This is a genomic window from Brevibacterium sp. HMSC063G07 (assembly GCF_001810665.1).
Taxonomy (GTDB): domain Bacteria; phylum Actinomycetota; class Actinomycetes; order Actinomycetales; family Brevibacteriaceae; genus Brevibacterium.
Genome location: NZ_KV802321.1, coordinates 497502 through 508002, shown reverse-complemented (window position 1 = coordinate 508002; position 10501 = coordinate 497502). Strand labels below are relative to the sequence as shown.

Sequence of the window (10501 nt, the reverse complement as noted above, 5' to 3'; positions counted from 1 at the left end):
CTTCCTTACCTAAGGTAGGAACTAAACCCAGGACACTTCATGATGCTGCACGCAAGGCCGTTGCCTACTGGATTGAAGTCGTCTACAACCGTCGACGCCGACATTCCGCACTCGGTATGGTCAGCCCCGTCGACTTTGAGAACCAAATTGGTCTAATCACTAGCAGAAAAGAAATAGCTGCCTAACCACTAGGTAGCTCCACTACGTGTCCACGATTTGCGGGTAACCCCAATTCTTCCGCCTTCAGTGTTGACAGCACTGGGTGGTCTTGCAGCCGTATGGCTGCTGATCCTGTCTTCTTGAACTGTTTGCTCAGAGGGTCACAAAGAAGACAAACGCAGAACAAGACACGGTAAACCTGGGCGCCAAGTGGGGGCTGTTCGGTCTGTTTGCGGGCGCTGCCGTGCTCAGCCAGAATCTCGTTCCCGTGCACATCGCCTTCATCCCCATCATGCTCCCGCCGCTCTTGGAAGTCCTCAACCGACTGCGCATCGACCGCCGCGCCGTTGCCGTCGTACTCGCCTGCTCCATGAGTGCCAGCTGCCTGCTGCTGCCCACGGGCTTCGGCGCCATCTACCTCAACGAAATTCTGATGACCAACGTCAATGGGTTCGGCAATGCGCGGGGGCTCACTGCAACCCCTGATATGGCGTGGAAAGCGATGTTCTGGCCCGTTATGGGTCTGGCAGCCGGGATGCTCACGGCCGTTTTCTTCAGTTACCGCAAACCTCGCGACTACCCTCAGCTGCCGCAGGCAGACCGTCAGGCTGACGCGCAGGGGAGTGCGGGATCTGAGAAAGCTGTGTCGCTGCACCCGTTCCAGCTGATCATGACACTCATCGCGGTAACCGCGGCACTCATATTCCAGATTGCCTTCGATTCTCTGCTTGTCGGCGCAATGATCAGATTTCTCATCCTGACCCTGGCCGGCGTATTCCGGTGGAGGGAACAGGACGATGTCTTCACCCACGGCGTGCTCATGATGAGCCACATTGCCATCATCATCACCGTCGCCTCCGGCTTTGCCGGCCTGTTCATCACGATCGGCTTCGGAGATTCCTTTGCCAGTGTGCCGATCCTTGCTCCGATCTACATTCCTCTCGCATTGGAAAAGGGACTTGATCCTCTTGCCGCAGTCTGCCTGCTCGGTGCGGCGGCGGGCCTCGGAGACGCTGGCTCTCCAGCATCGACCATTTCTCTCGGCGTGACCTCCGGCCTGGCTGCCGATGGGCACCACGATCACATCCGAGACACCGTGATCCCAACGTTCCTGCACTGCAATATCGGCATGCTGCTGTTCGCCGGGATCGCGGTGCTCCTGCTGTAGAACCCACGGCGCTGCCGCAGCAGAAACACTCGGGGGCCGTCAGTCAGACTGACGGCCCCCGAGCTTTGAATCATTCGGCGCTGTCGCCGGGCTGCGTACTCGGAGCTTCTTGCGGTTCTTCCATGCCCCACACCTTCTTATAGAAGTCAGCCGAACGAGCCAGTGTCAGCTCGGCATAGGCATCATCATTGAGTGCTTGAGCAGAGTCGTGTGGAACGGCCTGAGAGAAGACCGATACGCCAATGCCAGCCTGACGGTCCTTGACTTCGAGACCGGCCACCTCCAGCAGGGTAGGCAGCATGTTCAGCTGATCGGCACCGGAACGAGGCTCGCCGAGGGGAAGCTTGCCGTCCTTGGTGCCGGGCATCCAGATGCGGCTGAATACCGAACGGTCGGTCTTGTCGTCCAGCTCTTCGTGGTAGACGTTCCAGTCGGCCATGTGCTTGAGGTGGTCGCCCATCAGGACAACCGAGGTGTCCTCGAGGATCCCCTCATCTTCCATGTGCTTGACAAAGCCGCCGACAGCTTCCGACGAGCACAGCCAAACCGATGCGAGTTCATCGTCTCCGGTGCGCTGCGGGCAGTCGTGGTAGCGGTGGATGGGCTCGTGGGAATCGAGCGTAAGAACCGAAAGGTTGAACGGCTGGCCCGTCTCGGCCGATTCGCGGTGCAGCGTCGAGACTTCGTCCTTGGCGTGCTCCATGAGACGGCGGTCGCTCAGACCCCAGTCGGGACGCATGTCCTTTTCCTTTTCGCCGATTTCCCTCCAGTGGGCGAGGTCTTTGATTTCGTCGTAGCCGTGCGTACGCAGGAACGAGCCCTTTGATGCGAATTCGGCACTTGCGCCGCCGAGGAACACGTTCTTGTAGCCGTTTTCCTTCAGGACATCGCCGAAGCAGTCGATGCCCGGCATGAAGTCGGCAACAGCGAGGTTGTTCATGACCTTGTCACCGGTGGCAGATCCCTTCCCCTTGAGTGGGATGCCGCACTGGGTGGATGTGATGCCGGCCATGGTCCAGCCGCCTCCGTTGTACTGCTTGAGGTCTGGAATTTCGCCCCAGCCCTTCGTGGCATCCTCCATGGGCTCCAGCATGTTCACCGGGAACAGTGAATCGTCAGCAAGGTGGTTTTCGGCAGACTCCACGTAGACCACCACGATGTTGCGTGCGTTCTTATTGCCCACGACCGTCGGCTCACGGTAATAGTCGCCAATGTTCATCGAGCTGCTGACGGATTTGATGTAGGTGGGAAGCTGAACTGCCGAAGAGAACGAGGTCGAACCGGTGATGACGGTTCCCCCGATGAGCAGGACGACAAGGGCGGAGGCCACACCTCGCACCGCCGCGTGTCGAATACGGCGGCGCGCAGCAGACAAGCGCAGGCGAGCCGACACGCGGTATCGGATCCAGAGTCGGCGACCCGCGAACAGCAGAGCGGTGATGGCAAGAGGCGCGACGATAACCCAGAAGACGGTGATCCAGACGTAGCCGCCGCCCTGACCGGCGCCGGCTATGTTGGTCAGCATCTGGTCGACGGTGATCTGTCCCCACTGCTTGCGGATGAAGATTCCGGTGAGGAGCAGTGCAACGCTTAAGAAGATGAGCGTCCACAAGGTAGCGGCACCGATGGTTCTGAGGATCCGGTGCTTAGCGGTGGTTTTCGGTCCCTTCACGTCTTCGCCTCTGAGTCAGTTGGTTTCGCAAGGTATGCCTGGGGAGTGCCCGCGGAAATAGAAAGCGAGCGCAGTTGGACATTCAATCATAGCCTGATGTTCACTTCTTTGTCTTTGCGGGTTCACACAGAAACCTGTCCCTCGCGCAGCGCGGGTGCGCCCCGGTGTGCATTCTGATAGGCGGACACACTAGGATAGAGCGCTGTGTGTCGCACGCACAGCCGCACGTGCCCGGGGGAGTGGCTCCTCGGTCGGCCTGCGGTGACGGCGACGTTCCCGTTAGTCAAATTTGAAGAGGTAGACAGTGAAGAGCTCCGTCGAACGCATTGAACCCACTCGGGTGAAGCTCAGCATCGAAGCGCCCTACGCCGATCTCAAGCCGAGCGTCGACGAGGCATACAAGGAGATCGCCAAGCAGGTCTCAATTCCCGGCTTCCGCCGCGGCAAAGTTCCCGCGCGCATCATCGACCAGCGCGTCGGCCGTGCAGCTGTCATCCAGGAGGCTGTCAACAACAGCCTTGACGGCTTCTTCCGCAAGGCTATTGCCGAAAACGACATCCAGCCGCTGGGCACCCCGGAAATCGAAGACCTCGAAATGCCGGGCCTGGACGGCAAAGAAGAGGGCGACCTGACCTTCACCGTCGAAGTCGACGCCGTGCCGGAGTTCGAACTGCCCGACTACTCGAGCCTCGAAGTTGAAGTTGAGCCGCTCGAAGTCACCGAAGAAGATGTCGAGCAGGAACTCGAAGCCCTGCGCGGCCGCTTTGGTTCGCTCAAGGCAGTTGACCGTCCTGCTGAGAAAGACGACTTCGTCACCCTCGACCTGACGGCCAAGATTGACGACGAAGAGATCGACTCGGCCTCCGAGGTTTCCTACCAGGTCGGTGCTGGCACCATGCTCGACGGCATGGACGAAGCACTCGAAGGCCTGTCGGCTGACGAAGAGACCACGTTCGAAACGAAGCTTGCCGGCGGCGAGCACGAAGGCGAAGAAGCGCAGGTGACCATCAAGCTCACCGCGGTCAAGGAACGCGAACTGCCCGAAGCAGATGACGACTTCGCCCAGCTTGCCTCCGAATTCGACACCATCGACGAACTCAAAGAAGACCTCAAGGCGCAGGCGAAGTCCAACAAGGAACTGCAGCAGGGTGTTGAGGCCCGCGACAAGGTCCTCGAACTGCTCATCGAAAAGCTCGACCTTCCGGTGCCTTCGCGCATTGTCGAAGACGAAGTCAAGCGCCACCTCGAAGGCGAAGGCCGCGAAGAAGACGACGAGCACGCAGCAGAGGTCCGCGAGCAGACTGAAAAGCAGCTGCGCGCTCAGTTCATCCTCGACAAGGTGCAGGATGCCGAAGAGATCGAGGTCACCCAGCCCGAACTCATTGAGTACATCATCACCTCCGCTCAGCAGTACGGCATGAACCCCAACGACTTCGCTCAGGCCCTTGACCAGTCCGGTCAGGTTGGCGCCGTCGCAGGCGAAGTCGGCCGTCGCAAGGCGCTGGCCGCGGTTCTCGCAAAGGCTGTCGTGAAGGACACCAAGGGCGAAGTCATCGACATGACCGAATTCACCAAGGGTTCGGAAGAAGCTGAGGAAGCCGAAGAAGAAGCTTCGGAAGACTGACCCACCCCCTGTTTAGGCAGGTTGACCAGACGAGGCGGAGCCCAGCTCCGCCTCGTCTGCTTTTGTTTTCGACTGCTCGAAAAGCGGGTCGTGCGGGGCCTGGCCGTTCGCACGCACCTTGCGCTCAGCTCGCTGTGGCGCACGGGTTTTCACGCTCATGGCGAACATCCGGACCGGCTGGACTAAAAGTTGCGCGCGGGCGGTTAGGGTCAAGAGAAATCAACCCACAGGAGAAACTTGTGAGCAAACACGAACTGACCGCGCCGGTCGCCTCGGAGGGCACGGCGGGCATGGGTTTGGATGACCACATCTTCAACCGTCTGCTGAAAGAGCGGATCATCTGGCTCGGCTCGGAAGTCCGCGACTCCAATGCGAATCGCATCTGCGCCCAGATGATGCTGCTGGCGGCAGAAGATCCCGATCGCGACATCTGGCTGTACATCAATTCGCCCGGCGGCTCCGTTACGGCAGGCATGGCAATCTACGACACCATGCAGTACATCAAGCCCGACGTGGGCACCGTCGCAATGGGCATGGCGGCTTCTATGGGCCAGTTCCTGCTGTCCTCGGGTGCTAAGGGCAAGCGCTTCGCCACTCCGCACGCGCGAATCCTCATGCACCAGCCCCTCGGCGGCATCGGCGGCACTGCCACGGACATCAAGATCCAGGCAGAGCTCATCCTGCACATGAAGAAGCAGATGGCCGAACTGACAGCAGAGCAGACGGGCAAGTCGCTCGAGCAGATTCTCAAGGACAACGACCGCGACCACTGGTTCACTGCAGATGAAGCCCTGGACTACGGCTTCATCGACAAGGTCGTCACCCACGCCGCTGACGTGCCGGATGGCCGCTGAACCGCATTCCCAAGGAGAAGAAATGGCTGACCTCTATTCCGGCGGTGCCGGATACTACGGCGGAACCGCCGGCAACATGCCGAACTCGCGGTACGTCATGCCCCAGTTCGAAGAGCGCACCCCCTACGGCTTCAAGCGGCAGGACCCGTACACCAAGCTGTTCGAAGATCGGGTGATCTTCCTGGGGGTCCAGGTGGATGACACCTCCGCAGACGATGTCATGGCGCAGCTTCTTGTGCTCGAAGCCCAGGACCCCGACCGCGACATCACCCTGTACATCAACTCGCCCGGAGGGTCGTTCACAGCGCTGACGGCCATCTACGACACGATGCAGTACATCAAGCCGCAGATCCAGACCGTCTGCCTGGGCCAGGCGGCATCGGCCGCTGCCGTGCTGCTAGCGGCCGGTACGCCCGGAAAGCGTCTCGCGCTGCCGAACGCGCGGGTGCTCATCCACCAGCCGGCCATGCAGGGCGGCGGCCAAGGGCAGGCCTCGGACATCGAAATCCAGGCAAACGAGGTTCTGCGCATGCGCCTATGGCTGGAGAACACCTTGGCCAAACACACCGGGCAGGATGCCGCGAAGGTCAACACCGACATCGAGCGCGACCTGTTCCTGACAGCCGAAGAAGCCAAGGAATACGGTCTTGTCGACCAGGTGCTCAGCTCGCGCAAGGGCGCTGACTGACCCCTGGATGTGAGCGCACAGGCGCTGCTTGCAGCACGGGGCCGTCGGGGAAATCCCGACGGCCTCTTGCGTCTGTGATGTACTGACGGCTGTGCCAGCAGATGCGGTGAGGCAAGCAGCGCGAACTCCTGTGGCTGACAGCACCCGGTCTGGCATCGACACGCGACAGAGGTCGCGGCGCATACTCGCACAGTGTGAAAGACTCGACTAGTACAGCAATCTGATCTTCCCGGTACGGCCGGGCGCGAAAGGCAGTGTGAATGGCTCGCAGCAGTGAGGGAGCAGAGCTCCTCAAGTGCAACTTCTGCGGCAAATCGCAGAAGCAGGTCCGCAAACTCATCGCCGGGCCAGGCGTCTACATCTGCGACGAGTGCATTGGCCTGTGCAACGAAATCATCGAAGAAGAACTCGGCCAGCCAGACGCGCCTGCTGAGAAGCTCGAACTGCCCAAACCACACGAAATCTACAGCCACCTCGACGAGTACGTTGTCGGCCAGGATGCCGCCAAGCGGTCATTGGCCGTGGCCGTGTACAACCACTACAAGCGAATCAACGCCTTGGAAGACGGCAAGGGCAACGACGGCGGCGTGGAAATCGCAAAGTCGAACATCCTCCTTGTCGGTCCTACCGGCTCTGGCAAAACCTATTTGGCGCAGACGCTCGCACGGATGCTCAACGTTCCCTTCGCGGTAGCCGACGCCACGGCGCTGACTGAAGCCGGCTATGTCGGCGAAGACGTCGAGAACATTCTGCTCAAGCTCATTCAGGCGGCGGACTTCGACGTCGAACGTGCCCAGAAGGGCATCATCTACATCGACGAAATCGACAAAATCTCGCGGAAGTCTGAAAACCCGTCGATCACACGCGACGTTTCCGGTGAGGGCGTTCAGCAGGCACTTCTGAAGATTCTCGAAGGCACCGTCGCCTCCGTGCCACCGCAGGGCGGACGCAAGCACCCGCAGCAGGACTTCATTCAGATCGACACGACGAATGTCCTGTTCATCGTCGCCGGCGCATTTGCCGGAATGGAAGAGATCGTAGCTGCGCGCAAGGGCCGCCACGGCGTTGGCTTTGGGGCGCCGATCCACTCAAAAGACGACGAAATCGACCTCTACGCAGAAATGCAGCCCGAGGATCTCCTCAAGTTCGGGCTCATTCCCGAATTCATCGGTCGTCTGCCCGTTCTGACCGCGGTGGGAGATCTCGACCGCGAATCGCTCGTCACCATCCTTTCGGAACCGAAGAACGCGCTCGTCAAGCAGTACCAGGCGATGTTCTCCTACGACGGTGTGGAACTGGAGTTCTCATCTGAAGCGCTTGAGTCCATTGCAGACCTCGCGCTGCTGCGGGGGACCGGTGCGCGAGGACTGCGTTCGATCATGGAAGAAGTCCTGCAGCCGGTCATGTTCGATCTGCCCAGCCGCGATGACATCGCCAAGGTGCTCGTCACCCGCGAAACAGTCGAAGAGAACGCTGCTCCCACCCTCGTCCCACACAAACAGTCTGGCCAGCAGCGAAGGAAGACCGCCTGACGTAAAGCTGCTGACACAAAGCAGAAGAACCCGAACAGCAGAAAACACAAGAGCGCGCCGCTTCAAGCGGCGCGCTCTGCGCATTCAGAAGTCGCTACTTCTTGTCTGCAGCCGGTGCGAATTCGACATCGGCAACGCGTGGGCCTTCTGCATCTGCGGCGACTTCGAGGACGAGATCGGCTACACGGCCGGCGGCCTGCAGGTCGCTCTGGGCTGCGGCAATCGTGTCGATGTCAGCCTGGGGTGCGCGCAGAGTGGCCTTGACGATCTCGGTGCGCTGAGACACCTTGGCCTCTGTCTTGGTCCGGCGAATTTCCGAGAGCGCCTGTGAGACTGTCTCCAAGAATTCGCCTGCGACGTCCTGTTCCGGGACGCTGCCAGGTGCCGGCCATGCCTGAGCGTGCACCGAGCCTTCCTGCCACCAGCTCCACACTTCCTCCGTTACGAACGGCATGAAAGGTGCGAACAGGCGCAGGGAAGTCTCCAGTGCGGTGGCCAGGGTGACATGTGCTGAGCGCTGCTGTTCTTGCCCTGCCGCACCGTAGGAACGGTCCTTGATGAGCTCAACGTAGTCGTCGGTGAACTCCCAGAAGAAGGACTCAGCTTCCATGAGGGCGTGCGCGTAGTCGTAGTCCTCAAAGAACTTGCCGGCCCTGTTGACTGTCTTCGACAATGCCGTCAGCAGGGCCTTGTCCAGCGGATTGATGACATCCTCAAGCTGGCCCACATGACCGGAGTGGACGCCCTGGGCCAGAGCGAACTTCGACGCGTTGAGGATCTTCATGGCCAAGCGGCGGCCAATCTGCATTTGGGATACGTCGTAGGCGGTGTCGACCCCCAAGCGCGCCGAGGATGCCCAGTAGCGGACGGCATCCGGACCGAAGCCGGGCTTGTTTTCCGCCAGAATGTCCGAGGGCACAACGACATTGCCCTTAGACTTCGACATCTTCTTGCGGTCCGGGTCGAGGATCCAGCCCGACAGGGCAGTGTGCGACCACGGAACGGAGTCGTTGAGCGCATTGGCCCGCACGACCGTGGAGAACAGCCACGTGCGGATGATGTCGTGCCCCTGCGGTCGCAGATCGAACGGGAAGACCTTGCTGAAGAGGTCGTCGTCAGTGCTCCATCCGCCGACGATCTGCGGGGTGAGTGAGGATGTGGCCCAGGTGTCGAGAACATCCGGTTCGCCCATGAAGCCGCCGGGCTGGTCGCGCTGTTCTGGACTGAAGCCCTCGGGCGTCTCCTGCAGCGGGTCGACCGGCAGGGACTCCGAGTCCGGAACAATCGGGTTGTCGTAGTCGGGATTGCCCTCGGCGTCCAAGCGGTACCACAGCGGGATGGGCACACCGAAATAGCGCTGACGGGAGACCAGCCAGTCGCCGTTGAGGCCTTCGACCCAGTTTTCGTAGCGGGCGCGCATGAAGCCGGGCAGCCACCTAAGTTCGCGGCCGCGGGCAATGAGGTCATCGCGAAGCTCGGCAGAGCGGCCGCCGTTGCGGATGTACCACTGGCGGCTGGTGACGACCTCGAGCGGCTTCTCGCCGCGCTCGTAGAACGGCACGGGGTGGGTGATCGGCTGCGGAGCCTCAATGAGGTCGCCGGACTCTTCGAGCAGTTCGACAATCGTCTTGCGTGCCGTGAAGGTCGTCATGCCGGCCAGCTTCTGGTACTGCTCGGCGGCGTCGGCCTTGGCGGAGTCTGCAATCCATTCGGGGGTTTCAAGTTCGAGACGGCCGGCGCGGTTGACTACTGCGCGCAGAGGCAGTTCGAGCTCGCGCCACCATGTGACGTCGGTGAGATCGCCGAACGTACACACCATGGCAATGCCGGTGCCCTTGTCAGACTGGGCGAGTTCGTGGGCGCGGACTTCAACTTCCACACCGAAGATGGGTGATGTGTACTTCGTGCCGAACTTGTCTTTGTAGCGTTCGTCATCCGGGTGGGCTACGAGGGCGACCACGGCGGGAATGAGCTCGGGGCGTGATGTGACGATCACGATGGGCTCTTCCGAGGTGTCGGCAAGACCGTCGGGTCCGGCGGGGAAGAAGGTGACCTTGTGATACGCGCCTTCGCGTTCGCGGTCTTCCAGTTCAGCCTGGGCGACCGCGGTGCCGAATGTGACGTCCCACATGGTGGGTGCGTCTTGTGAATATGCCTGGCCGCGGGCGAGTTCGTCGAGGAATGCCCGCTGCGAGACTTCGCGGGAGTGAGCGTCAATCGTCCGGTAGGAGTGCTTCCAGTCGACTGACAGGCCGACCTTGCGGAACAGGTCTTCGAATATCTTTTCGTCTTCGCCGGACAGTTCGAGGCACAGCTCGATGAACTTTTGGCGCGATACGTGTTTGAAGTCGCGCGGATTGCGCGGGACCTTGGTCGGCAGTTCGAAGTCGTCGCCCTCGTAGGGCAGGGACGGGTCGCAGGTGACGCCGTAGTAGTTCTGCACGCGGCGTTCTGTGGGCAGTCCGTTGTCGTCCCATCCCAGCGGGTAGAAGACGTTTCTGCCGGTCATCCGCTTGTAGCGGGCCAGAACATCGGTCTGGGTGTAGGAGAACACGTGGCCGACGTGCAGTGATCCCGACGCCGTCGGCGGGGGAGTGTCGATCGAGTAGACCTCCTCGCGCGTCGTGTCGCGGTCGAAGGCGTATGTTTGCTCTTCCGCCCAGCGTGCGTCCCATTTTTCTTGGAGACCTTCGAGGGCGGGCTTGTCAGGCAAATGCACCGAGTCATGTGTGCGAGAACCAAAATCCATAGCGTCATTGTCCCAGACCGCGGCGGGGATTGGGCCCGGGGCTGTTCTGTGCGGT

8 protein-coding genes are annotated in these 10501 nt (G+C 60.8%); 6 read left to right on the top strand and 2 right to left on the bottom strand.

What is annotated here, in order from left to right:
• Both HMPREF2757_RS12070 and HMPREF2757_RS02370 read left to right on the top strand, forming a co-directional pair.
• Positions 1 to 185 (top strand): IS3 family transposase (locus tag HMPREF2757_RS12070; RefSeq protein WP_083304044.1); only part of this gene is annotated, 185 nt, incomplete at its 5' end.
• 218 nt (positions 186 to 403) lie between these two features.
• Complete coding sequence (locus tag HMPREF2757_RS02370) at positions 404 to 1327, top strand: Na+/H+ antiporter NhaC family protein (RefSeq protein ID WP_226829149.1); 924 nt, start codon at positions 404 to 406, stop codon at positions 1325 to 1327.
• Positions 1328 to 1397: 70 nt separating this feature from the next.
• Here the strand turns inward: HMPREF2757_RS02370 and HMPREF2757_RS02365 are convergent, their stop codons facing one another.
• The gene (locus HMPREF2757_RS02365; RefSeq protein ID WP_226829151.1) at positions 1398 to 2999 is read right to left on the bottom strand and encodes a sulfatase-like hydrolase/transferase; all 1602 of its coding nucleotides are present in this window, start codon (positions 2997 to 2999) and stop codon (positions 1398 to 1400) included.
• Between the two features lie 304 nt (positions 3000 to 3303).
• Between HMPREF2757_RS02365 and tig the strand changes: the two genes are divergently transcribed.
• From tig to clpX, 4 genes are all read left to right on the top strand, one after another.
• A complete protein-coding gene (gene tig / locus HMPREF2757_RS02360; protein WP_070572960.1) occupies positions 3304 to 4623 on the top strand; it encodes a trigger factor in 1320 nt (439 codons plus the stop codon).
• A 239-nt stretch (positions 4624 to 4862) separates the two neighbouring features.
• Entirely contained in the window at positions 4863 to 5477 is a 615-nt protein-coding gene (locus tag HMPREF2757_RS02355; RefSeq protein WP_370919375.1) for an ATP-dependent Clp protease proteolytic subunit, read from the top strand.
• Between the two features lie 22 nt (positions 5478 to 5499).
• Positions 5500 to 6165, top strand: coding sequence for an ATP-dependent Clp protease proteolytic subunit (locus tag HMPREF2757_RS02350; RefSeq protein WP_070573047.1), 666 nt, complete (start codon positions 5500 to 5502; stop codon positions 6163 to 6165).
• Between the two features lie 260 nt (positions 6166 to 6425).
• Positions 6426 to 7697, top strand: a complete 1272-nt coding sequence (gene clpX, locus HMPREF2757_RS02345) for an ATP-dependent Clp protease ATP-binding subunit ClpX (protein WP_070572959.1) — start codon at positions 6426 to 6428, stop codon at positions 7695 to 7697.
• 94 nt (positions 7698 to 7791) lie between these two features.
• On the opposite strand, the gene valS is transcribed toward clpX, so the two are convergent.
• Positions 7792 to 10446, bottom strand: a complete 2655-nt coding sequence (valS, locus tag HMPREF2757_RS02340; RefSeq protein WP_070572957.1) for a valine--tRNA ligase — start codon at positions 10444 to 10446, stop codon at positions 7792 to 7794.
• Positions 10447 to 10501 lie beyond the last annotated feature (55 nt).

What these genes read in the sequence shown, in the direction of transcription:
- HMPREF2757_RS02350 (WP_070573047.1), top strand. Translation starts at nt 5,500, where the DNA reads ATGGCTGACCTCTATTCCGGCGGTGCCGGATACTACGGCGGAACCGCC.
- clpX (WP_070572959.1), top strand. Translation starts at nt 6,426, where the DNA reads ATGGCTCGCAGCAGTGAGGGAGCAGAGCTCCTCAAGTGCAACTTCTGC.
- valS (WP_070572957.1), bottom strand. Translation starts at nt 10,446, where the DNA reads ATGGATTTTGGTTCTCGCACACATGACTCGGTGCATTTGCCTGACAAG.